Origin of the sequence: Streptomyces olivochromogenes, from assembly GCF_001514115.1 — a bacterium.
In the GTDB taxonomy this organism is placed as follows: Bacteria; Actinomycetota; Actinomycetes; order Streptomycetales; family Streptomycetaceae; genus Streptomyces; species Streptomyces olivochromogenes.
On sequence record NZ_KQ948462.1, the window covers coordinates 228,356 to 253,199 of the forward strand.

Consider the following 24,844-nt stretch of genomic DNA (forward strand, 5'->3'; position numbering starts at 1 on the left):
CCGCCCGCCCCGCCCCGAGTACCGGGTTCCTCGCCCCGAGCGGGGTGTTCCCCGCCCCGGGCGCCGTCGATACGGTGTCGCCGTGCCCGCGTATCCGCCGATGCCGTCACGCCTCGAGACCGCCCGGCTGACGCTGCGGCCGTGGTCCGGCTCCGATGCCGAGGGTCACAGCGCGCTCGTCGCGGAACGGGGCGACGGGCCGCTCCCGGTCGGACGGAGCCGCGAGATCATCGCGACCCTGCTCGCCGCGGCGGCGTCGACCGGCATCGCCCTGCTGCCCGTCGACCGCCGCGACACGGGCGCCTTCATCGGCTACTGCGGGCTCCTCGTCGGCCGGGCCTGCCTCGACGAGCCCGAGATCGCGTACGAGTTGTTCCGGAGCGCGCACGGGTACGGCTATGCGACCGAGGCGGCCTCCGCGGTGCTCGCCGCCGCGAGCACGACCGGGCGCGGGCGGGTCTGGGCGACCGTGCGCACCTGGAACGCTCCGTCGTTCCGTGTCCTCGAAAAGCTCGGGTTCGAGCGCGACCACGTCTCGGCCGACGACCGCGGCGAGCTGGTGTGGCTCACGCGCGCGCTGCCCCGGGCGCGCCGGAGTGACTGACGGCAGGTCGACAGCATGCCGGGCATGACCCGGGGGCGCCCATGTACTAGAGTTATCTCGACATCGAGATATCTGCCGAGGTGCACCGCAGTCGCACATTGTCGTCAGGTCTGACGGTAAGGCTTACCTAACTTAGCCTTACCTTAGCGGATCGGCCAAGACGTCGTGGCGGCAGGATGCGGTGGGAACGCGCACATCAATGAAGGAGACTGTCGTGTCGGCGAACAGCTTCGACGCCCGCAGCACGCTGCAGGTGGGCGACGAGTCGTACGAGATCTTCCGGCTGGACAAGGTGGAAGGCTCGGCTCGCCTTCCGTACAGCCTGAAGGTGCTGCTGGAGAACCTGCTCCGCACCGAGGACGGCGCGAACATCACCGCCGACCACATCCGGTCCATCGGAAACTGGGACTCCCAGGCGCAGCCCAGCCAGGAGATCCAGTTCACGCCCGCCCGCGTGATCATGCAGGACTTCACCGGCGTGCCCTGTGTCGTCGACCTCGCCACCATGCGTGAGGCCGTCAAGGAACTCGGCGGCGACCCGGCGAAGATCAACCCGCTGGCCCCGGCCGAGCTGGTCATCGACCACTCCGTCATCGCCGACAAGTTCGGCACCAACGACGCGTTCGCGCAGAACGTCGAGCTGGAGTACGGCCGCAACAAGGAGCGCTACCAGTTCCTGCGCTGGGGCCAGACCGCCTTCGACGAGTTCAAGGTCGTCCCGCCGGGCACCGGCATCGTCCACCAGGTGAACATCGAGCACCTGGCGCGCACGGTCATGGTCCGTAACGGCCAGGCGTACCCCGACACGCTCGTCGGCACCGACTCGCACACCACCATGGTCAACGGCCTCGGTGTGCTCGGCTGGGGCGTCGGCGGCATCGAGGCCGAGGCCGCGATGCTCGGCCAGCCGGTCTCCATGCTCATCCCGCGCGTCGTCGGCTTCAAGCTGACCGGTGAGCTCACCCCCGGCACCACCGCCACCGACCTCGTGCTCACGATCACCGAGATGCTGCGCAAGCACGGCGTCGTCGGCAAGTTCGTCGAGTTCTACGGCGAGGGCGTCGCCGCCACCTCGCTGGCCAACCGCGCCACCATCGGCAACATGTCGCCGGAGTTCGGCTCGACCGCCGCGATCTTCCCGATCGACGCAGAAACGATCAAGTACCTCAAGCTGACCGGCCGCAGCGAGCAGCAGCTCGCGCTCGTCGAGGCGTACGCCAAGCAGCAGGGCCTCTGGCTCGACCCGGCCGCCGAGCCCGACTTCTCCGAGAAGCTGGAGCTGGACCTCTCGACGGTCGTCCCGTCGATCGCCGGCCCGAAGCGCCCGCAGGACCGGATCATCCTGGCCAACGCCGCGCAGCAGTTCGCGCAGGACGTGCGCAACTACGTCGACGAGGACGACGAGGCGGGCAAGGAGTCCTTCCCGGCCTCCGACTCCCCGGCCTCCACCAACGGCGTACCGACCCGTCCGACCACGGTCACCGCCCCCGACGGCTCGACCTACGAGATCGACCACGGCGCGGTGACGGTCGCGGCCATCACCTCCTGCACCAACACCTCGAACCCGTACGTCATGGTCGCCGCCGCGCTCGTCGCGAAGAAGGCCGTGGAGAAGGGCCTGACCCGCAAGCCGTGGGTCAAGACCACCCTCGCCCCGGGCTCCAAGGTCGTCACCGACTACTTCGACAAGGCGGGGCTCACCCCCTACCTCGACAAGGTCGGCTTCAACCTCGTCGGTTACGGCTGCACCACCTGCATCGGCAACTCCGGCCCGCTGCCGGAGGAGGTCTCCAAGGCCGTCAACGAGCACGACCTCGCCGTCACCTCGGTCCTCTCCGGCAACCGGAACTTCGAGGGCCGCATCAACCCCGACGTCAAGATGAACTACCTGGCCTCCCCGCCGCTGGTCGTCGCGTACGCGCTCGCGGGCTCCATGAAGGTGGACGTCACCAAGGACGCGCTCGGCATCGACCAGGACGGCAAGCCGGTCTACCTGGCCGACATCTGGCCCTCCGAGGCCGAGGTCAACGACGTCGTGGCGAACGCCATCGGCGAGGACATGTTCAACAAGTCCTACAAGGACGTCTTCGCGGGCGACGCCCAGTGGCAGGCGCTGCCGATCCCGACCGGCAACACCTTCGAGTGGGACCCGCAGTCCACCTACGTCCGCAAGCCCCCGTACTTCGAGGGCATGGCGCACGAGCCGTCCCCGGTCACCGACATCGCCGGTGCCCGTGTGCTCGCCAAGCTGGGCGACTCGGTCACCACCGACCACATCTCCCCGGCCGGCGCCATCAAGGCCGACACCCCGGCCGGCAAGTACCTCACCGAGCACGGTGTGGAGCGTCGTGACTTCAACTCCTACGGCTCGCGCCGAGGCAACCACGAGGTCATGATCCGCGGTACGTTCGCCAACATCCGCCTGCGCAACCAGATCGCGCCGGGCACGGAGGGCGGCTACACCCGCGACTTCACCGTCGAGGGCGCGCCCGTCGCGTTCATCTACGACGCCTCGCGCAACTACATCGAGCAGGGCACCCCGCTGGTCATCCTGGCCGGCAAGGAGTACGGCTCCGGCTCGTCCCGCGACTGGGCCGCCAAGGGCACCGCGCTCCTCGGCGTCAAGGCCGTCATCGCCGAGTCGTACGAGCGCATCCACCGCTCGAACCTCATCGGCATGGGCGTCCTGCCGCTCCAGTTCCCGGAGGGCGCCACCGCCGAGACCCTCGGCCTCACCGGCGAGGAGACCTTCTCCTTCACCGGCGTCGAGGAGCTCAACAACGGCACCACCCCGCGCACGGTGAAGGTCACCACCGACACCGGCGTCGAGTTCGACGCGGTCGTCCGCATCGACACCCCCGGCGAGGCGGACTACTACCGCAACGGCGGCATCATGCAGTACGTGCTGCGCAACCTGATCCGCAAGTAGGCGATCCGGTAAGGCGGCCGGGCCGCACTCCTCTTCGCAGGGGTGCGGCCCTTCGCATGCGACGGCACGTCCGCGCGCCTACACCCAGCCGCGCTGAGCCGCCCGCATCCCCAGCTGGAAACGGCTCGCCGCGCCCAGCCGCTCCTGCAGATCGCTCACCCGGCGGCGCAGTGTCCGCAGGCTCACCCCCAGGTGACGGGCGACCGCCTCGTCCTTCATCCCGGCGGCCAGCAGCCGCGTCAACGTCCGCTCTCCCTCGGTGAGTTCCCCGTCGGCGACCGGCCGGCCGAGCGGCGTCGCCTGCTGCCAGGCCAGCTCGAAGAGCCGCTGCAAGGCGTCGGTCACCGCCGAGTGCCGGACGAGCGCCGCGCAGTAGCCGCCCGCGTCCGCGGCGGTGAGCGGCAGCATCGCGGTATGCCCGTCGACCACCAGCAGCTTCACCGGCACGGCGGGCAACACCCGTGCCTGTTCGCCGAGTTCGACCATCCGTAACGCGTGCCACAGGACGTCCGGATCCTCCAGCGCGGTGGCCGCGTAGACCGCGCGGTAGGACACGCCGCGGCTCAGCAGATCGGCCTGCAGGTCCAACTGCGGGGTGCGCGGGGCGAGATAGGGCGGGGAGTCGAAGAGACACACCTCGTGTTCGGCGCGGGCGTACAGCTCCTCCAGCCGCGCGGCGTTGGCGCCCTCGCCGTCCACCACCTCGACCAGCCGGGCGGGCCGTTCGCGCAGCAGCCCCGCGTCGTACGCCGTGGACATCTCCTGCGCGGTGGCGGCCAGCAGCTCGGACTCGGTCTCGCGGCGCCGGATCAGGGCACGGATCGCCACCCGTGGGTCGACGGCCCGCAGTCCGCCGACCGAGTCCGGCGGCTGCAGCAGACCCAGGGCCAGCAGCCGTTCGCAGGCGTCCCGGACCTGGGACCGGGAGCCGCCGGTCAGCAGAGCCCAGCCCGCCGTACTCGCGTCGGGCTGGTGCAGGACCGCCCGGTAGAGGCGTTCGTCGAAGGCGGAAACCCCCACCGCGGCCCAGGGGCTCGCGACAGGGGTCCGTCCGAGTGCCGGTTCATAAGCCGTGTTCGCCATGGCCCGGCACGGTAGAGGATCTTTGTTAAGCCTGTTGCACCGCTGTGAGCAGTGGTCCTGTTTCAGGCCTACTTCAGGCCATACGCCCGCAGCACGGTCTGGTCGACCTGGTTTCCGGCGGCGTCGGAGGCCAGCACCCGCAGCGACACGAACTCCGCTCCCTTCGGGTGCCTGATCTGCGCCCGGCCGTGGCGGACCTTCACCTCCTTCCAGGACGCGCCGTCGTCGTAGGACACCCAGGCCTTGAGCGAACCGGCCTTGACGCTCCCCGCCTGGTCCCGGAGGGAGAGCCCGAGCTTCGTCTTCTTCTTGGCCTCGGCGCGGTTGAGCAGATCGAGCCCGTGCAGGTCGTAGTCGACGGAGAGCACCGGCAGCGCCGTCTGCGTGGTCGTGTGCGCCGAGGCGAAGGACCACTCGGTGTGCGTGCTGGTCGAGTACCGCGCCCAGTCGGCCCTGCGCTGGGCGTCGAGTACGAAGCGGTACGAGGTCTGCGCCGCCGGGACGGTGAGGACGCCGTACCCGCCGATGAGCGAGTCGCCGACCAGTTGTCCGTCCGCGTACAGCTTGCCCTTCGCGGTGTCCTGCGTGCCGTCCGCGTATCCGTAGTGGCCGATCGTGGAATCACCGAACTCGGGCACGGACATGGTGAGTTGGTCACCGGTGCGCTGCGAGGGGCCGTACTCCTCGCTGCTCGCCGGGCGGACGACCTGGCGCAGCCAGTCCTCGGTGGGTTCCGTGCCCGCCCTGTCGAAGGTCCGCAGCGGACTCCACTGGCCCTTGCTCGCCCGCCAGTCGGGGTAGACGACATGCCAGGTTCGGGTGTCGGGGTCGACGTTGTAGTACTCGGTGCGCGAGGTACCGAGTTGCATGTACTCGCCGCTGTCGGCGGAGAAGAGCTGATAGGGGCGGAACGTGTAAGCGGTGTCGTAGCCCATCTCGCCGGCCGCGCCCCCGTAGTAGCGGGCCGTCCGCTTCACGGTGTTGGAGCTGTCGACGCGGTACGTCTGGTTCGCGGAGACGGCGCCCTTCTGCGCGAACAACACGTTGTAGACGTACGGACTGACCGGCGTTCCGCCCAGCTTCAGTGTGACCTTCTTGCCGGTCCGCAGCAGGCTGGTGAGCTTGGCGCCCTCCTCGCCGGTGGCGATCATGAGGGGCACGGTGGTCGCGTGGTCCACGGCTTCGAGCCAGAAGCCGGGTGTCTTGCGGTAGGTGATGAGATAACCGGCCCCGGCCGCGGTCGCGTTGGCCAGGGCGGCATCCGACCGCTCGGTCGCGCCGAGCCCGACCACCGCCACCTTGCCCTGGACGTCGAGCCCCGCGAAGTCGGCCGCCGTGCCGCCGCCCGCGTCGACCGCCCGCACGGTGTGGCTACCGCTGATCCTCGTCGGGAAGTCGTTGTACGTCTGCGAGTAGTACATCGACAGCGGAAGCTTCTCCGGGCCGAGGACGCTCGCCGTCAACTCCTTCGCGTACAGGCGGAACTTGGAGTAGAACTCGAAGCTGCCCCGAGTGACCGGCTTGGTCGGCGCCACGTAGATGTGCTTGGTCCACCAGCCCTGGCCGTAGGACATCCCGAAGGAGCTGCCCGGCCCTTCGCGGTGCCAGGAGGTGGTGAAGCCCTTGGACTCGGAGTCCTCCTTCGTCTTCGGCTTGATCTCCACGGCCTTGCGGGCGTCGAGGGTGATCGTGGTGTCCCCGTCGACCTTGATCTCGGGATCGCCGACGACCGAGGTGCCGACGGCCACGCCGCCCCCGTCGCGGTCGTAGATCCAGGTGCCGATGGAGTACGTGCCGGCCGGGACCCGCCAGGTGTTGGCGCCGGTCATGAATCCGTACTGGTTGGAGATCGCGCCGTTCAGCTCCTGCATGGTGTACAGCGCGGACCCGGTGATCGGCGCTCCGTCGCGGCCGATCAGGTTCACCTTCAGCTCGAACGCCTTCGGAGCCTTCTCGAAGCCGACCCCCGTGGTGACCAGGGCGCCGTCGCCGCTCGCCGTGACGTGACCCGAGTACCGGCCCTGGTCCTCCTTCGCGGGGTCGACGGAGACCGGGACGGTGGCGGTGCCGCGCGCGGGCACGGTCACCGAACCGGCGCCGGGCGCGGCCTCGGCCAGGGTCGAGGCGAGCTTCAACTCCACCGCCTTGTCGGTGGTGTTGGTGTAGGTGATGTCCTTGCTGTCGATGCCGGTGGCGTCGTCGTCGTACGTGCCGAAGCTCAGCGTCGAGGTCCCGAAGACGCCCTGCTCGACCGCCCGGACCGCGTCCACCCGGCCGTCGCCCTGCTGGTAGACGTCGGCGTCCGACTGGGTCTTGGCGGTGCTCGCCAGATCCGCCTTGATCTGCTCGCCCGTCCAGTCCGGATGCGCTTGTGCCACCAGCGCCGCGGCGCCCGCAACGTGCGGGGTCGCCATCGACGTACCGCTCGCGGTCGTGTAGTAGTCGTCGACCGGCGTGCCCATGGAGGTGCCGGAGGCGCGGGCCGCGGTGATGTTCACTCCCGGAGCGGTGATCTCCGGCTTGACCGCGGAGTCACCGAGGCGCGGGCCACGGCTGGAGAAGGACGCCAGGTGGTCCGACTTGTCGACCGCGCCGACCGTGAGCGCCAAGTCCGCGATGCCCGGCGTGCCGACGGTCTCGTCGGAGGGGCCCGCGTTGCCCGCCGCGATGACGAACAGGGTTCCGGTGGACGCCGAGAGCCGGTCCACCGTCTCGCTCAGCGGATCCGAGGGACCGGACGCCGTACCGCCCAGGGACATGGAGACGATCTTCGCGCCGGAGTGGGCGGCCCACTCCATGCCCGCGATGATCCACGACTCCTGGCCGTGTCCGGTGTCGTCGAGGACCTTGCCCACCGCCAGTTCCGCGCCCGGCGCCACGCCCTTGTACCGGCCGCCGGAGGCCGCGCCCGAGCCGACGAGGGTGGAGGCCACGTGCGTTCCATGGCCGAATCCGTCCTGTATCCCTTCGTCGGGTACGAAGCTCTCGGACTCCGCGATCCTGCCCGCGAGGTCCGGGTGTCCGGTGTCCACGCCGGTGTCCAGGACGGCGATCTTGACGCCCTTGCCGTCGAAACCGGCCTTCCACACGTCGGGGGCGCCGATCTGCGGGACGCTGACGTCGAGGGACGCCGAGACCTTGGCGTCCAGCCACAGCTTGTCGAGGCCGTCGCCGAGCTGCCGGGCGGCCTTCGCGGTGGGGGAGGTGCCGGGGGCCGGGGCGATGTCCGCCCAGAACGTGGTCGACGCGGTCGACTTCCGCGCGTTCAGCGCGGCGCCGCCGATACCGGGCAGGGCGCGCGTCCGGCGCGCGCCCTCGGGGGTCTCGGCGCCCTTCTCGTAGGTGGCGATCAGTGGGATGGCGCCGGTCTTCTCGTCGGCGTACCCCTGCTCGAGGAGTTGGCTGACGTTGAAGAGGGCCGGGTCGAGGCGGCCCGCCTGGACGAGCGGGATCGCATCGTCGGGTGTGACGCTGACCTCGCCGTTCTGCTCGGTGGTCACGAAGTTGACGCCTTCGCGGCCCTTGCCGTGCCGGACGTCGACGGCGTACTTCCCGTCCGCGCCGCCGGTGAGGGAGACCGTGTCTCCGGTGATGAGGGTGACGGTCCGGGTACTGCCCTGCGCCGCGCCCGATGAGGGGTTCGACGAGGGGGTCGGGGCCGCTGCCGAGGGCGCGACCGCACCCGCGAGCAGAGCGGCGGCGCCTGCCATGGCCCAGAGGGCGTGGAGTCTTCGCATCTGTGGGCTTTCCTCCCCTTGAGAGACCTGGTGAGGTCTGGACCAGCGTGCGGGCCGAGCACGAAGGGGCTCAAGGGATTCCTGTGGCCGGGGCGTGCCAATGCCCCCTTCGGTCACGGGGGTTGAGGACCGCCGGTTCCTCCCGCTAGGCCCTTCGCACGGCTGCGGCAAAGTCGGAACACAGGGTTCTCCCAGCGAACCGGGACAGGATCGTCATATGTCTGGCACCCGAAGCGAACGTCTCCACGCCACACGCGCCTCCGGCGACCCCGTCCACGGCGAGCGCGCCGGCGAGCGCATCCTCGGCGACGCCGCCCGCGTGCGCGGCGAGCGAGACGGGGGCGAGCGCCTTCGCGGCGGACGTGACGGGGGCGAGCGCCTTCGCGGCGGACGTGACGGCGGCGAGCGCCTCCGGGGCGGACGTGATGGTGGCGAGTTCGTCCGCGGGGACCGTGCGCGCGGCGAGCGTGACGGGGGCGAGCGCCTCCGTGTCGGACGTGACGGCGGTGAGTACGTCCGCGACCGCGTACGCGGCGAGCGTGACGGCGGCGAGTTCGTCCGCGGGGACCGCGTGCGCGGCGAGCGTGACGGTGGCGAGCGCCCCCGTGCCGGACGTGACCGTGGCGAGCCAGTCCGTGGCGCCCGCGTGCGCGGCGAAGGTGACGGGGGCGAGCGCCTTCGCGGCGGACGTGATGGTGGCGAGCGCCTCTGTGTCGGACGTGACGGCGGTGAGTTCGTCCACGGGGACCGCGTACGCGGAGACCGCCTCCGTGGCGAGCGGCCCCGTGGCGAGCGGCCCCGTGGGGACCGGCTCCGCGTGCTGATCGTCGACGACGAACCCGCACTCACCGAACTGCTGTCCGTGGCCGTCACCGAGGCCGGCTGGCGGCCCTACCCGGTCGCCGACGGGCACAGCGCCCTGCGCGCCGCCCGCGGCTGCGCCCCGCACGCGGTCGTGCTCGACGGGATGCTGCCCGACCTCGACGGAATCCAGGTGCTGCGCAGGCTGCGGTACGAGAATCCGAGACTGCCCGTCCTCATGCTGACCGCACGCGACGCGCTGGAGCACCGCATCGACGGCCTGTCCTCGGGCGCCGACGACTACGTGACCAAGCCCTTCTCCCTGGAGGAGGTCGTCCTGCGGCTGCGCGGACTGCTGCGCGGGGCCGGCGCCGAACCGCTCCGGGCCGACGACTCCGTCCTGGTACTCGGTGATCTCGTCCTGAGCGAGGAGACCCGCGAAGTGCGCCGCGACGGTACGCCGATCCAGCTCACCGCCAAGGAGTTCGACCTGCTCGGCCTGCTGCTCGGCCGCCCGCGCCAGGTGCTGAGCAAGGCCCAGATCCTCGACCACGTGTGGAGCAGCTCCTTCGACGGCGGCGGCAACCTGGTCGAGGTCTACATCTCCAGCTTGCGCCGGAAGATCGACAAGGGGCGGGCGCCGATGATCCACACCGTGCGCGGGGTGGGGTACGCGATCCGCCCGGTGGAGGACGGGAGATGAACCTCCGAAGCACCAGGCTCCCCGGACGCACCCGGCTTCCCGGACGCACCCGACCCACGGCGCGGGCCGGACGTTCGCTGCGCGCACGGCTGTTGCTCTTCATCAGCGCCACCCTCGTCGCCGTCTGCGCCGCGATGGCCCTCACCACCGTCTTCGCCCAACGCTCCTACCTGCTCGGCAACCTGGACCAGCGCGTCACCGACGCCGCCGAGCGCAGCCAGGGCGGCCTCCAGCGCCGCAGCGGCGACGACACGGACCTGGGGTTCCTCAACGAACGGGGACAGGCCGTCGGCACGCTCGCCGCCCGGTTCGACGAGGACGGGGGCATCCTCGCCGCCGAGGTCGTCACCCACGATGGCGGGCAGCAGACCCTCACCTCCGTCCAGCGCGCCGCCCTCGACGGCATCACCACCGACGGCTCCCTGCACACCCGTACCGTCCCGGGCCTCGGCAGCTACCGTGTCACCGCCCTCGGCGGCGACGGCGTCCCCGTGCTCACCGGGCTCCCCATGGGCGACGTACAGGACATGATCGGCCGGCTGGTCGCGGTCGAGGGCGTGGTGGCCGCCGTCGGCCTCACCGCCGCGGGCTGCGTCTGCGCGGTCGTCATACGGCGCCAACTGCGCCCCCTCGGACGGGTCGCCGCCACCGCCGTCGAGGTCTCCCGCTCCCCGCTGGGCCACGGCGAGGTCACCGCCCTGACCCGCGTCCCCGAACGCGACACCGACCCCGGCAGCGAGGCCGGCCAGGTCGGTGCCGCCCTCAACCGCATGATCGACCACGTGGAGTCCTCGCTCGCCGAACGCCGGCGCGGCGAGGAGGAGATGCGCCGCAGCGAGGAACGCATGCGCCGCTTCCTCGCCGACGCCAGCCACGAACTCCGTACACCTCTCGCCTCCATCGCCGGATACGCGGAACTGATGAACCGCGGCACCGAGCGGATCGAACCGACCCTGGCCTGGCGCCGGGTCTCCGCCGAGTCGGCCCGGATGACGGGCCTCGTCGAGGACCTGCTGCTGCTCGCCCGGCTGGACGAGGGCCGGCCGCTGCACGCGGCAGAGGTGGACCTCGCCGCACTGGTCGCCGAGGCGGTGTGGGACGCGCGGGCCGCCGGGGACACCCACAACTGGCAACTGGCGCTGCTGCTAGACACCCCGGCCCTGGTCGTCGGCGACGAGGCGCGCCTGCACCAGGTGGTGGCCAACCTGTTGGCCAACGCCCGTGTGCACACACCCGCCGGCACGACCGTGATCGCCTCGGTGGAGGCCACGGAAGCGGCCTGCGTGATCCGCGTCCGTGACGACGGTCCCGGCATCCCGCAGCACCTGCTCCCGTCGGTCTTCGAACGCTTCACACGCGGCGATGTCTCGCGCGCCCGCGGCGGCCTCACGGAGGGCGGCTCCGGCCTCGGACTCGCCATCGTCGAGGCGGTCACCGCCGCCCACGGCGGTCGCATCCGCGTGGAGAGCGCTCCGGGCCGTACGGAGTTCACACTCGAACTGCCCCCGGCCGACGGCATCAGGACCCCGGACCCGGCGCCCACTCCGGCGTCCGCGTCGGCCTGAAGCCCGACCACCCTTGGTGCCGTCCCTCGGCGACCTTGTGTCGCCTGTGTCGCCTGTGTCGCCTGTGCGGCCTGTGCGTGAGCCATGAAGGTCAACGAAATTGTTGACACTTCCTTCGGTGGCGACATACGTTCGCAAGCGCTGGACCAGGCATCAGGCCAAGGTGTGCGCCAAGTGCGGGTGACGGAACAACGGCCCGCCCCGGCGCCCGGAAGGGAGCGGTTCGTTGCCGTCGACCAGGCCCTCCCTCCGTCGCACTTCAGGTTCGCCTCGGGCTGCTCCCCGGGAGTCGTGTGCGCCCAGCGGGGCGGCGGCGCGACCCAGAAGCGCGTCCACTGCATCATCCGCACGCCCAACGGCAATTCGGCAACGACTACGGGAAGGAGCTTCTTCGACAGCACCATCTGACGTCACCCCACCATCGGTGACGTGACCGACTCAGGTGGTTTCTCAGTCATAGGAAAATCAGTACCTGAGTGGTTTCTCCGTCATGGCGAGGGCCGCACCCGTTGTCAGGGGGTGCGGCCCTCGTGCGTGAAGCGCTTACACGTGAAGCGTTTACAGAGGTGCTTGTGCGCGCTAACGTCCGAATGAGGTGGGAGCGCTCCCATGTGGCGGACCGGAACCCGCCGGGAGTTGCTCCCGCCTCACCTCACTTTCCCGAGACACCGAGCGAAGGGTCTGTTCGGCATGTCTGGAACTGTCATGAACGTGACAAGGTCCCGATTATCGCGGCCCACCCGCCGCCGCTCCCTCCTCCTCGCCCTCCTCACCGTCGTCCCTGCCCTCGGCCTGGTCGTCACGACCGGCGGAAAGGCGGCGGCGCACGGCACTCCCATGAAACCCGGCAGCCGTACCTTCCTGTGCTGGCAGGACGGGCTGACCGACACCGGTGAGATCAAGCCCGTGAACCCGGCCTGCAAGGCGGCCCAGCAGGTGAGCGGCACCACGCCGTTCTACAACTGGTTCTCGGTGCTCCGCTCGGACGGCGCGGGCCGCACCCGCGGCTTCGTCCCCGACGGGGAGCTGTGCAGCGGCGGCAACCCCAACTTCGCCGGCTTCAACCTGCCCCGGAGCGACTGGCCGCTCACCCATCTCACCTCCGGTGCCACGGTCGACTTCTCCTACAACGCCTGGGCCGCGCACCCGGGTTGGTTCTACGTCTATGTCACCAAGGACGGTTTCGACCCGACCAAGGCGCTCACCTGGAGCGACATGGAGGACCAGCCGTTCCTGACCGTCGACCACCCGCCGCTCAACGGCAGCCCGGGCACGGTCGAGGCCAACTACTCGTGGACCGGACAGCTCCCCGCGAACAAGTCGGGCCGCCACATCATCTACGTGGTCTGGCAGCGCTCGGACAGCGCGGAGACCTTCTACTCCTGCTCGGACGTCGTCTTCGACGGCGGCAACGGCGAGGTGACGGGCATTCACGACCCCGGCAACCCCACCGAACCCCCGCCCGGCGTCTGCTCCGAGACCCGTCGGACGACCAACAGCTGGACCGGCGGTTACCAGTCGGAGGTGACCGTCACCAACACCGGAGACGTGCCGATGCTCGGCTGGATGGTCGACTGGACCCTGCCGGGCGGCCAGTCGGTCGTCAGCCTCTGGAACGGCGACGCGACCTACAGCGGCCAGGACGTGATGGTGCACAACGCCGACTGGAACGGTGCGCTGGATCCCGGGAAGAGCGCGACCTTCGGGTACGTCGTCTCGGGCTCCGGCGGTGATCCCGCGACCGTGCTTCCCTGCCAGGTCGGTTGACCGGGCTCTGGGCGGACCGGGTGGGTGGTGTGGAACTCACCCGGTCCGCGAGCCCGGGCGGGCGAGGGGGGTTGCTGCCCGGGTTGGGGGTCCCCTGCTCGAGCGAAACCGAGAGCTTGGGGGAGCGTGGCTTGTGACGACCGAGGCGTGCGACAACGTTGTCTGATGGTCTGTACATGACTCTACCGCCTCAACCGACAACGATGTCAAGCGAGTTGAGGGATCACTGGGGGGCGCGTTGCGCCATAGGGGTGTGCGCCGAGCGTGCCTGCGGGGCCGCACGCGGTCTTCCGTGGTACCCGTGGCGCACGTTACTGTCCCTGCGGCTTGTGCGACCTGTGGTGCGCGACCCGTCCGAAGGAGGAGGGGCCGCGTCATGCGTTTCCGTCCGTCATCCGTCCTGCTCGCCGTCGCCCTGGCGGCCGCCGGGATCACCCCCGCCGTCACCCCCGCGGCGGCTGCCGCCGCATCACCGGACCTCGTCCGGGACCCCACCACCTACGTCGACCCGCTCATCGGCACCAAGAACGGCGGCAACGTCTTCCCCGGCGCCGTCGTCCCCTTCGGCATGCTCTCCTGGAGCCCAGAGAACACCCGCGGCGACGCCACCCGTACGGCCGCGCCGGGCGGTTACCAGTACGACGCCACCCGCATCAGGGGTTTCAGCCTCACCCACATGTCCGGCACGGGCTGCGCGGGCGGTAGCGGTGACAGCCCCTTCTTCCCGTACGCCGGTGAGGTCACGTCCTCCCCGGCGAGCGACACCAAGGACGCGGTGTACGCGGCCGACTTCGCGCACACCGACGAGACCGCCGAGCCCGGCCACTACAAGGTCGGCCTCGCCTCCGGTGTCACCGCCGACCTCACGGCGACCGCGCGCACCGGCTCGGGCCGTTTCACCTTCCCCGCCGACAAGCCCGCCTCGCTGCTGGTCCGCAGTGCCAACTCCGAGATCGGCTCGACCGATTCGACTCTGAAGATCGACCCGGCGACCCGTACGGTCTCCGGGTCCGTCACCTCCGGGAACTTCTGCGGCTACCTCGACCCCGAGGGCCAACGCGCCTACTACACGCTCTACTTCACCGCGCGCTTCGACCGTGACTTCAAGTCGACCGGCACCTGGCAGGACGACAAGCTGAGCCCGGGTTCCACGGAGGCGAGCGGCGGTACCGGCGGCTTCGCGAGCGGCGGCCGTCCCGTCGCGGGCAAGGGCGCGGGCGGCTATGTGGAGTTCGAGCCCGGCGCCGACCCCGTGAACGTCAAGGTCGGCATCTCGTACGTCAGCCAGGCGGGTGCCGCCGCCAACCTCGCGGCCGAGAACCCGCCGTCCCGCTCCTTCGCCTCGGTCCAGGACGCCGCCCACCGGGCCTGGCGCGACCAGCTCGGCGCGATCAGGGTCGGCGGCGGCAGCGACAGCGACCGCACCACCTTCTACACCGCGCTCTACCACGCCCTTCTGCACCCGAACGTCATCAGTGACGCCGACCGCAGATACCGGGGACCCGACGACAAGGTCCATGTCGTCGGCCGCGGCCACCGGGCCCAGTACGGCACCTTCTCCGGCTGGGACGTCTACCGCTCCCAGGTCCAGCTGCTGACCCTGCTCAGCCCGGACACCGGCTCCGACATCGCGCAGTCGCTGCTCGAACTCGCCCGGCAGAACGGCGGCGTCTGGGACCGCTGGCTGCACGGCGCGAGCGGCACCCACGTCATGAACGGCGACCCGTCCCCGACCGCGCTCGCCGGCATCCGGGCCTTCGGCGGCACCGACTTCGACCTGCGCGGCGCGCTGGACTCGCTGGTCAAGGCCGCGACGGTACCGACCGAGGGCGACCTCTCCTCCTCGGGCAAGCCGGTCCTGTCCGTCGGGCAGCGGCCGTCGCTCGACAAGTACCTCGAGCAGCACTACATGCCGTCCGTGTCCAACGCCTGGGGCGGCGCCGCCGAGACCCTCGAGATGTCCGGCGCGGACTTCGCGCTCTCCCAGCTCGCCACGGCGGCGGGCAAGAAGCAGACGGCCGCCGACTTCGCCCAGCGCTCCCAGTGGTGGCAGAACAACTTCAACCTCGCCGCGGACTCGACCGGCGGCTATATCGCCAACCGCAAGGCGGACGGCAGCTGGGTCACCGGCTTCACCCCGGCGACCGGCAACGGATTCGTGGAGGGTACGGCCGCCCAGTACACCTGGATGGTGCAGCACAACCCGGCCGGGCTCTTCGCCGCGATGGGCGGCCGGGACAAGGCACTCGACCGCCTCGACACCTTCTTCCACAACGCCGACGGCAGCTGGGCCTTCTCGGGCAGCGGTGGCGACAAGTCGGAGCTGGACAACGAGCCCTCGATCAACGTGCCCTACCTGTACGCCTACGCGGGCGCGCCCTACAAGACGCAGGAGACCGTCCGCGCCGCGATGACGGGGTTGTGGTCGACCCAGCCGGGCGGCATCCCAGGGAACGACGACCTGGGGGAGATGTCGTCCTGGTACGTCTTCTCCGCGCTCGGCATGTATCCGCAGGTCCCCTCCCGCGCCGAACTCGTCCTGGCGTCACCGCTGTTCACTCGGGTGGAGATCAACCGGCCCGGGGGCAACGACATCGAGATCCGTGCGAACGGCGCAGTCGCCGACGCCCCGTACGTGCAGTCGCTGAAGGTCGACGGCCGTACCAGCGAACGCCCTTGGCTCCCCGCCTCCTTCGTCCGCGACGGCGGCACGCTCGACTACACGCTCTCCGGTACCCCGAACCGCACCTGGGGCAGTGACCCGGCGGCCGCCCCGCCGTCCTTCCGCGAGGGCGAGCAGCCGTACCAGATCGGTGTGGGCCCGACCACGGCGACGCTCGCACCCGGCGGCAGCACGAAGCTCGACATCCGTGCCCTCGCGCTGAGCGGCGGCGCCGGCCCCGAGGTCCGCTTCAAGGTGGACACCCCGGCCGGCGTGACCGCGACCCCCGCCGAGGGCACCGTGACCGACGGCGCCCAGGAGATCACCCTGTCCGCCGGTGACACCGCCCAGCAGGGCTTCTACGACGTCAAGGTCACCGTGACATCGGCCGCCACCTCCTACGAGCAGCCGGTGGCCCTGACCGTCGCGGCGCCCGGCTCCCTCCTGGCCGCCTACAACAACACCGGTGTCTCCGACGACACCGGCGACCACGACGAGGCCGACTACGACGGCGGCGGCTGGAGCTACTCCCGTCAGGCCCTCGCCGCCGCCGGCCTGACCCCCGGCACGCAGGGCACCGTGGACGGCCTCACCTACACCTGGCCCGGCTCTCCCACCGGCCGTCCCGACAACGCCTCGGCGACCGCCCAGACCATCGAACTGGCCCACCCGGCCGACCGGTTGTCCTTCATCGGCAGCGCGGTCAACGGCAACCAGCAGACCCACGCGACCGTCACCTACACCGACGGCAGCACGGACTCCGTCGACCTCTCCTTCACCGACTGGACCGTCGGCGGCGGAGGCGGCACCGTCCAGTACGGCAACGAGACCGTCGCCAGGGCCGCGTACCGCAATGTCGCGGGCGCCGACAAGGACCCGGTGGCCACGTACGTCTTCGCCACCAAGCCCTTCCAGGCCCCGTCCGGCAAGACCGTCAGGAGCGTGAAGCTGCCGGACAACGCGGATCTGCACGTGTTCACCCTCGCGGTGAGCTGAGACCTCGACCGCACAACAGGGCGGGCGCGGAGAGTGATCTCCGCGCCCGCCCCGCCCGTGTGAGGGTGTCAGCCCAGCAGTTCCACCTCCGCGAGCGTCGCCTCGCTGTCGAGGACCAGGCGGTAGTGCGCGTACGAGCCCGGATGCGCGACCGAGAACACCCGGGTCTGCTTGTCCCAGGTGAAGGACTCACCGGAGCGCTTGTCGAGGTCGGTCCACGTGGTGCCGTCGGAGGAGCCCTGCAGGACCCAGCCCGCCGGGGCCTTGGTGTGATCCGCGGACGAGGTCAGGGTGTACTGGACCCCCTTGGCCGCGGCGGACGTCGGCAGGTCGACCGAGGTGACCGTGGCGTCCGTCGCCGACGTGTTGTCGAAGAGCGCGCCGTCACCCTTGAGGACGTCCGCGCGGGGCGTGGGCACCTTGTCGTCCTCGGTGATCGACACGGGCGCCGCGTCCTTGCCCGTGCCCCACGACGACGGCTTGGAGCCCATGTCGAACTCCAGCACGCCGCCACGGGAGATGAGCGAGTGGGGGAGCGAAGTCGACGTCCAGCGCTTGCCGTTGAACTTCACGCCCTGCACGTACACGTTCTTCGCGCTGTTCTTCGGAGCCTTGACGACCAGGTCCTTGCCGTTCTCCAGGTGCACGGTCGCCTTGGTGAACAGCGGGGAGCCGATGGCGTATTCGCCGCTGCCCATCACCAGCGGGTAGAAGCCGAGCGAGGAGAAGAGGTACCAGGCGGACTGCTCGCCGTTGTCCTCGTCGCCGTGGTAGCCCTGCCCGATCTCACTGCCGGTGTAGAGGCGGGAGAGGACCTCGCGGATGTTCTTCTGGGTCTTCCAGGGCTGACCCGCCGCGTCGTACATGTAGTTCACGTGGTGGGCCACCTGGTTGGAGTGCCCGTACATGCCCAGCCGTACGTCACGCGCCTCGGTCATCTCGTGGATGACCCCGCCGTAGGAGCCCACGAAGTCCGGCGAGGCCGTCTCGGGGGTGGCGAAGTACGTGTCGAGCTTCTGGGCCAGCCCGCTCCGGCCGCCGTACAGGTTGGCGAGGCCCCGTGAGTCCTGCGGCGCGGTGAAGGCGTACCCCCAGCCGTTCGTCTCGGTGTAGTCGTAGCCCCACACTCGCGGGTCGTACTTCGATGAGTCCAGGCGCCAGTTGCCCTGCGCGTCGCGGCCCTGGAAGAACCCGGCCTTCGAGTCGAAGAGGTTCACATAGTCCTGGGCCCGGTTGAGGAAGTACGCGGACTCCTCCTTGTAGCGCTTCTTGCCGGTCTTCTTGTAGAGGGCCTGGCCCATCTCGGCGATGCCGTAGTCGTTGACGTATCCCTCCATCGCCCACGAGAGGCCCTCGCCGGTGGCGGTGCTGGTGTAGCCGAGGAAGGGGGACGTCGACATGCCCTTGCGGCCCACGCCGGAGGCCGGCGGGACGACGGTCGCGTTCTTCAGGGCGGCGTCGTAGGCCGCCTCCGCGTCGAAGTTCACGCCCTTGACGTAGGCGTCCGCGAACGCCACGTCCGAGGAGGTGCCGGTCATCAGGTCCGCGTACCCGGGGGAGGACCAGCGCGAGGTCCAGCCGCCGTCCTTGTACTGCTGCACGAACCCGTCGACCATCTCACCCGCCTGAGAGGGCGTCAGGAAGGAGTACGCCGGCCAGGTCGTCCGATAGGTGTCCCAGAAGCCGTTGTTGACGTACACCTTGCCGTCGACGATCTTCGCCCCGGTGTGGGTGGGGGTGTCAGGACCGGGCATCGCGGAGAACGGCGAGGCGTACTGGTACTTCGAACCGACCTTCTCGAAGCCGGAGTTGGGGTACAGGTACAGCCGGTACATGCTGGAGTACAGCGTGGTCAGCTGGTCCGGCGTCGCGCCCTCGACCTCGACCTTGCCGAACAGCTTGTCCCACGTCTTGCGCGCCCGCTCCTTGACCGTCCCGAACGACGTGCCGTCGGGGATCTCCTGGCGCAGGTTGTCCTTGGCCTGGTCGATGCTGATGAGGGAGGTCGCCAGGCGCAGGGTGACCGTGTGGTCGGCGCCGGGCTTGAACTTCAGGTACCCCTTGACGCCGGACGAGCCGCCGTCCGTCACCGGCGCGTCGAACACCCCGTAGACGAAGAGCCGGGTCGCACCCGTCGACAGCCCGGACTTGACGTCCGAGTACCCGGTGACGATCCCGTTGTCCTTGTCCAGCGTGAGGCCCGCCTGCTCGGTCACGTTGTCGAAGAGCACGCTCGCGTCCTCACCCGGATAGGTGAAGCGCAGGGCCGCGGCATGGTCGGTGGGCGCCATCTCCGCCTTGAGACCGTTCTCGAAGGTCACCCCGTAGTAGTACGGGCGCGCGGTCTCGTTCTCGTGCCGGAAGGCGAGCGCGCGGGCGGTGCGGCCGGTGTCCGGGGTGCCCGCGGCGGCCGAGGGCATCACCTGGAAGGTCTGCCGGTCACCCATCCAGGGGCTCGGCTCGTGGCTCGCGCTGAACGCCTCGATGGTCGGCAGGTTGTCCGCGTTGTTCGCGCGCGCGTAGTCGTACAGCCAGCTCAGCGAGCCCGCGTTGGTCACCGGCGTCCAGAAGTTGAAGCCGTGGGGGACGGCCGTCGCCGGGAAGTTGTTGCCGCGCGAGAAGCCGCCGCTGGAGTTGGTGCCGCGGGTCGTCAGCGCGTAGTCGGCCAGATGCGCCTTGGGCTTCTCGGGGGCCACGGTCTTCAGCGCCACGTCGTCCAGCCAGCCGCGGAACTTCGCCGGGCCCTTGGGGGAGTCGTACGCGAGGAGTATCCGGTCGACGGTCTTCCCGGCCGCGACCGAACCGATCCGCGAGGCGACGTTGTTCCACTGGTTGACGTACAGCACCTTGGCCGCGCCCTGTCCCTGCGGCGTCAGCGCGAACCCGTGCTGGTCGACCGCGTTCAGGTCACTCAGATAGGTGCCGTCCGTGAACGCCAGGTCCACCGACACGTTCGTGGCGTCGTAGTCCCGGTCGCCGTCCGCCATCGAGGGGAAGATCCGGTACGACAGCTCGCTGTCGCGCCCGACACCCACGTTCACGTCGAAGACCTTGTTGTACGAGTACGCCCGGCCGTCCGCCTTGTGCGTACCGGCGTAGCGCAGGGCCCGCTTGCCCGTGAAGCCCGCGCCGGCCTTCGCGGTGGGGGAGCCGCTCGGGCCCCGGTCCACCAGCGAGAGCATGTCCTTGGGCGTCGGGTCGTCGCTCTGCCCCGTGGAGAACTGGACGTCGGCGAGCTGGAGGATGTCGCCGCCGTTGTTCTTGGTGACGTCGAGCCGGAAGTGCTGGTACTCGACGGGGCTCGCGATGTCGTACGACTTCGTCTGGAACCGCTCGCCGAAGGACTCGCCGGAACGGGTGTCGAGGCTCTTCCAGTCCTTGCCGTCCGTGGAGCCCTGGAGGGTCCAGTCCTGGGGGTCGCGCTCGTCGTGGTCGTTGGCCGACGTCAGCGCGTACGTGACCACCTTGACCGGGGCGTCGAAGTCGAACTCCGCCCAGCCGGTCGGCTCGAAGGTCAGCCACTTGGTGCTCGACTCGTCGTCGACGAGGTTCTCCTTCACCTCGCCCCCGCCGGTGTTCTCGCCGCTCGCGCTGACGTCCGTGACGTGGTCGGTGACATTGCCGGGGATGCCGCTGCTGTAGCCGCCGTCGACACCCGACGCGCGCTTTGCGCCGTCTGCTCCGGTGTCCACCGTGTTGAGCCAGGTCGGTGCCGGATCGCCTGATTCGAACGAGGAGGCGAACTCGCGATCGGCGGACGCCGTTTGGGCCGGAAGGGCAATCGCGGTGCCCTGCGAGGCCACCAGCAGAGAAAGCGCTACCACCCCCATTATCGTTGAGGAACCCCATCTGGGCCGAACCGAAGAACTCCGTCTGTACCGAGCTCTGTGCTGCATGCGCGAGCACCCTCCCTTTTTTCCTGGCTCGTTCGCCTCCGGGGAGCTGTAGCCGATGTCAAGAGCCCGACCGTGCTCAACCCTTCGGGCCTGCGCGCGCTCGCGCTCTCGACATCGGCGCGCCCCTTCGGCTCACTCGCGCGGCCCTGGACAACGTTGTCAGATTTGCTACGCAAGGACCAGTAGGGAGTCAAGTTGTCAGTGGTGTCAAGGGTGTTGGATGTGGCGCCCGAGATGAATATCGTGCGACGAGCTGCGCATTACTCCCATGGTGGGAGATTGGTGCCCTGTCGATCTTCCCCCGGGGAAGTCGCGGACGCCCCATATTTCCGCGAGGTCTCAACTCGGAAAAGACCCGCGGGTAAACCGGCTTTCGATCTTGCTCCGCTGGCGGGAAGTGGACTATACCTGTCGGCACCCGCCCAGCCGTTCGACGGCCGCGGGCAGGCACGTCCCGGGGGGAATCGGGCGTCGGCGGCCAGTGTGACGGGCAGGGATCGCCGCGTTGACCGACTGAATCCCTCACGCACGACCCCAGCTTGACCTAACCGCGGTGCCGGGGAGGATCCGGTTCACCGCCTGAGTCCTGGAGAAGGCGAGGACTTGAGCATGGGATCCACTTCCGCCGAGAACAGCAACACCGAGGGTGTCGGACGCCGTGACCTGATCAAGCGGTCCGCGGCCCTCGGTCTGATCTCCGTACCGACGATGAGCTTCTTGTCCGCTTGTGCGAGCAGTGACAGCGGTTCCGGTGACAAGGCCAAGGCCGGCAAGAAGACCACGAAGAACCCGCTGGGCGTCAACGAGACGGCCCCGCTCGCCGTCGTCATCTTCGACGGCGGATTCGGTACGAAGTACGCGACCGACGCCAACGCCCAGTACAAGACGGCCTACCCGAAGGCCAAGGTCAACTTCCATGCGACCCAGAAGATCCAGTCCGAACTGCAGCCCAAGTTCAACGGCGGCACCCCGCCGGACCTGATCGACAACTCCGGTGCCCAGCAGATGGACATGGGCGTGCTCGTCGGCAAGAAGCAACTCACCGACCTGACCCCGCTCCTCGACGCGCCGTCCATCGACGACCCGTCGAAGAAGGTCCGCGACACGCTGCGCCCCGGCATCGTCGAGATGGGCCAGTTCGACGGCGCGCCGGTCTGGATCATGTACTACGCGTACACCGTCTACGGCGTCTGGTACTCGCAGACCGCCCTCGACAAGCTCGACGCGACGTACCCCGAGACCTGGGACGCGATGCTCGCGCTGTGCGAGAAGGCGAAGAAGAAGGGCATCGCCGGCTGGACGTACGCGGGCAAGTACCCGTACTACCTGCCGTTCTCGCTCTACCCCTTCATCGCCAAGATCGGCGGCCGGGAGGTTCTCGACAAGATCGACAACCTGGAGCCCAACGCCTGGAAGGACCCGGCCGTCAAGTCGGCGTTCGAGGCGTACTACGAGCTCTACAAGAAGGGTTACATCCTCCAGGGCACCCCGGGCATCGACCACATCCAGTCGCAGACCGCCTGGGCCAAGGGCAAGGCGCTCTTCATCCCGAACGGCTCCTGGGTGGAGAACGAGTCCGCGAACGTCATCCCGAAGGACTTCAACCTGGCCGTCAGCGGCCCGACCGGTCTGGACAGCTCCGACAAGATGCCGTTCGGCACCATCTGGGCCTCCGGCGGCGAGCCCTTCATCGTGCCGGCCAAGGCGAACAACCCCGAGGGAGGCATGGAGCAGCTGCGCATCATGCTCAGCGAGGCCTCGTCGAAGAACTTCACCAGCCAGGTGAAGTCGCTGACCGCCTACAACGGCGGTACCGACGGCATCACGCTGACCCCGGGCCTCAAGTCCGGTGTCGCTGCCCTGGACAAGGCCGGGACCAACGTGGTCAACCCGCGGCTCCAGGACTGGTACGTGAAGCTTCAGAAGGAGCAGATCGGTGTCGCCGGTCTCGGCGAGATGATGGCAGGACGGCTGACCCCGGCCGAGGCCATCAAGAAGATCCAGGGCTACGCGGACGCGGCGGCCAAGGACCAGTCCATCAAGCACTACAAGCACCAGTAGCGGCGCGTGTCCACGCGTCGCCGGCGGTGGCATCCGCGATTCGATCGGGGTCGGTAACCATGCAACACGGCAAGTACCGGTTCATTGTGGGGTTCTTGGTGGCCCCCTTGGCGTTGTACGCGATCTTCGTGATCTGGCCCTTCGTCCAGGCCATCTACTACTCGTTCACGGACTGGACCGGTCTGAGCCCCGACTTCAAGATGGTCGGTTTCGCCAACTACACCAGAATGCTGCACGACGACATCTTCTGGAAGTCGTTGCAGCACAGTCTGCTGTTCGCGTTGCTGCTGCCGCTGGTGACGCTGGGCCTCGCGCTCTTCTTCGCCTTCATGCTCAATGTCGGTGGGCGGCGCCGAAAAGGCGCCGCCATCACCGGAGTGCGCGGTTCGGGTTTCTACAAAATCGCCTACTTCTTCCCGCAGGTGCTGTCGATCGCGATCGTCTCCCTGCTTTTCCAATTCGCCTACAACCCCAACGACGGTGTGATCAACGGGACGTTGAAGGCCATCGGCCTCGGCAGTGTCCAGCCGGACTGGCTGGGCGACCCGAACCTCGCCCTGTGGTGTGTGATGGCGGTGCTGCTGTGGAGCACGGTCGGGTTCTTCGTCGTGCTGTTCTCGGCGGGCATGGCGTCGATTCCGAAGGACTTCTACGAGGCCGCGCTGCTCGACGGCGCGAGCCGCGCCACCACCTTCTTCAAGATCACCCTTCCGCTGCTCTGGGACACCGTGCAGTCGGGATGGGTGTACATGGGGATCCTGGCGCTCGGCGCCGAGGCGTTCGCCGCCGTGCAGATCATGACCGTGGGTCCCGGCGGCCCCGACTACTCGACCACGGTCCTTCCGCTGTACGTGTACCAATCGGCGTTCCGTGACGCGAACGCCGCCTACGCCACCACGATCGGTGTCGCGCTGCTCATCGTCACGCTGCTGTTCGCGGCGATCGTGATGCGACTGGGCCGGCGCGAGCGGTTGGAGTTCTGACATGAAGACCACTGACACCCCGCCGCCCGTGGAACCGGTCGAGGACCGTACTCAGGTGGTGAAGGAGAAGGTGCCGCCGGAGAAGGCGAAGAGCAGTGAGGGCGGCATCCTCAACGCCTTCTCGCACGGCATTCTCATCATCTGGGCGATCATGGTCGTACTGCCGCTGCTGTGGGCGGTGATGACGTCTTTCAAGGACGACGACTCCATTTTCAGCTCGCCCTGGTCACTGCCGGACAAACTGCACTTCGACAACTGGTCGCGCGCGTGGTCGCAGGCCCACATGAGCGACTACTTCGGCAACACGCTCATCGTGGTGGGATTCTCACTGGTCGGTACGCTCGTGCTCGGCTCGATGGCGGCATACGTCCTCGCCCGATTCGAGTTCCCGGGCAACCGTTTCATTTACTTCCTCTTCGTCGGAGGAATGAGTTTCCCGATCATGCTGGCCCTGGTGCCGTTGTTCTACGTCCTGAACAACATGAGTCTGCTGAACACGCTGCCGGGTCTGATCCTCGTCTACATCGCCTACTCGCTGCCGTTCACGGTCTTCTTCCTGACCTCGTTCTTCAGGACACTGCCGACCTCGATCGCCGAGGCGGCGTTCGTCGACGGTGCCTCGCACACCAGGACCTTCTTCCAGATCATGCTGCCGATGGCCAAGCCGGGTCTGGTCAGCGTCGGGATCTTCAACTTCCTGGGCCAGTGGAACCAGTACATGCTCCCCACCGTGCTGAACACCGACCCCGACAAGAAGGTCCTCTCCCAGGGCCTCGTCGAGCTGGCGACCAGCCAGGGCTACAAGGGCGACTGGTCGGGCCTCTTCGCGGGCCTGGTGATGGCCATGCTCCCGGTGCTGGCCGCGTACATCATCTTCCAGCGACAGGTGGTCCAGGGGCTGACGGCGGGGGCTCTCAAGTAGGCCGAGCGAGATAACGGCCGCCGAATCCGTCGAACACCGAAAATTCCTCGGAGTACGTAATCCCTTCCGAATGCACGGAGGGGATTACGCGTATTCGGTCCCGCGCATTGGGTCCCGCCTATCCAGTCCCGCGCA

General features: G+C 69.0%; 13 protein-coding genes. 9 read left to right on the plus strand and 4 right to left on the minus strand.

From position 1 onward, the window contains the following. Positions 1-100: 100 nt before the first annotated feature. Positions 101-604 (plus strand): GNAT family N-acetyltransferase, encoded by a 504-nt coding sequence (locus tag AQJ27_RS30075; protein WP_067375547.1) that lies wholly within the window; start codon positions 101-103, stop codon positions 602-604. A 214-nt stretch (positions 605-818) separates the two neighbouring features. Further along, positions 819-3,533: an aconitate hydratase AcnA gene (gene acnA, locus AQJ27_RS30080; protein ID WP_067375549.1), complete on the plus strand. Its 2,715-nt coding sequence runs from the start codon at positions 819-821 to the stop codon at positions 3,531-3,533. A gap of 78 nt (positions 3,534-3,611) precedes the next feature. On the opposite strand, the gene AQJ27_RS30085 is transcribed toward acnA, so the two are convergent. From AQJ27_RS30085 to AQJ27_RS30095, 3 genes are all read right to left on the minus strand, one after another. Next, positions 3,612-4,616: a LuxR C-terminal-related transcriptional regulator gene (locus tag AQJ27_RS30085; protein ID WP_067375413.1), complete on the minus strand. Its 1,005-nt coding sequence runs from the start codon at positions 4,614-4,616 to the stop codon at positions 3,612-3,614. 68 nt (positions 4,617-4,684) lie between these two features. Next, positions 4,685-8,353: a S8 family serine peptidase gene (locus AQJ27_RS30090; protein ID WP_067375416.1), complete on the minus strand. Its 3,669-nt coding sequence runs from the start codon at positions 8,351-8,353 to the stop codon at positions 4,685-4,687. A gap of 145 nt (positions 8,354-8,498) precedes the next feature. Further along, on the minus strand, positions 8,499-9,095 hold the full coding sequence (locus AQJ27_RS30095; RefSeq protein WP_067375418.1) for a hypothetical protein: 597 nt from the start codon (positions 9,093-9,095) through the stop codon (positions 8,499-8,501). A 75-nt stretch (positions 9,096-9,170) separates the two neighbouring features. Between AQJ27_RS30095 and AQJ27_RS30100 the strand changes: the two genes are divergently transcribed. From AQJ27_RS30100 to AQJ27_RS30120, 4 genes are all read left to right on the plus strand, one after another. Continuing rightward, positions 9,171-9,857 (plus strand): response regulator transcription factor, encoded by a 687-nt coding sequence (locus tag AQJ27_RS30100; RefSeq protein WP_067375420.1) that lies wholly within the window; start codon positions 9,171-9,173, stop codon positions 9,855-9,857. Next, positions 9,854-11,422, plus strand: coding sequence for a sensor histidine kinase (locus tag AQJ27_RS30105; RefSeq protein WP_067375421.1), 1,569 nt, complete (start codon positions 9,854-9,856; stop codon positions 11,420-11,422). The genes AQJ27_RS30100 and AQJ27_RS30105 overlap by 4 nt, the downstream gene beginning before the upstream one ends. A gap of 705 nt (positions 11,423-12,127) precedes the next feature. Then, positions 12,128-13,189 carry a lytic polysaccharide monooxygenase auxiliary activity family 9 protein gene (locus tag AQJ27_RS30115; protein ID WP_067375425.1) on the plus strand — a complete coding sequence of 354 codons (1,062 nt, stop codon included), beginning with the start codon at positions 12,128-12,130 and terminating at the stop codon, positions 13,187-13,189. 376 nt (positions 13,190-13,565) lie between these two features. Beyond that, complete coding sequence (locus AQJ27_RS30120) at positions 13,566-16,847, plus strand: GH92 family glycosyl hydrolase (RefSeq protein WP_067375427.1); 3,282 nt, start codon at positions 13,566-13,568, stop codon at positions 16,845-16,847. 68 nt (positions 16,848-16,915) lie between these two features. Here the strand turns inward: AQJ27_RS30120 and AQJ27_RS30125 are convergent, their stop codons facing one another. Further along, complete coding sequence (locus tag AQJ27_RS30125) at positions 16,916-20,677, minus strand: GH92 family glycosyl hydrolase (protein WP_235613655.1); 3,762 nt, start codon at positions 20,675-20,677, stop codon at positions 16,916-16,918. A 675-nt stretch (positions 20,678-21,352) separates the two neighbouring features. On the opposite strand from AQJ27_RS30125, the gene ngcE reads away from it, so the two are divergent. Genes ngcE through AQJ27_RS30140 form a run of 3 tightly spaced genes read left to right on the plus strand, consistent with a single transcriptional unit; the run spans position 21,353 to position 24,709 of the window. After that, positions 21,353-22,804, plus strand: a complete 1,452-nt coding sequence (gene ngcE / locus AQJ27_RS30130) for an N-acetylglucosamine/diacetylchitobiose ABC transporter substrate-binding protein (RefSeq protein WP_067375429.1) — start codon at positions 21,353-21,355, stop codon at positions 22,802-22,804. A 59-nt stretch (positions 22,805-22,863) separates the two neighbouring features. Beyond that, entirely contained in the window at positions 22,864-23,787 is a 924-nt protein-coding gene (locus tag AQJ27_RS30135; protein WP_067375431.1) for a carbohydrate ABC transporter permease, read from the plus strand. 1 nt (position 23,788) lies between these two features. Beyond that, entirely contained in the window at positions 23,789-24,709 is a 921-nt protein-coding gene (locus AQJ27_RS30140; protein ID WP_067375433.1) for a carbohydrate ABC transporter permease, read from the plus strand. The last annotated feature ends 135 nt before the right edge of the window (positions 24,710-24,844 follow it).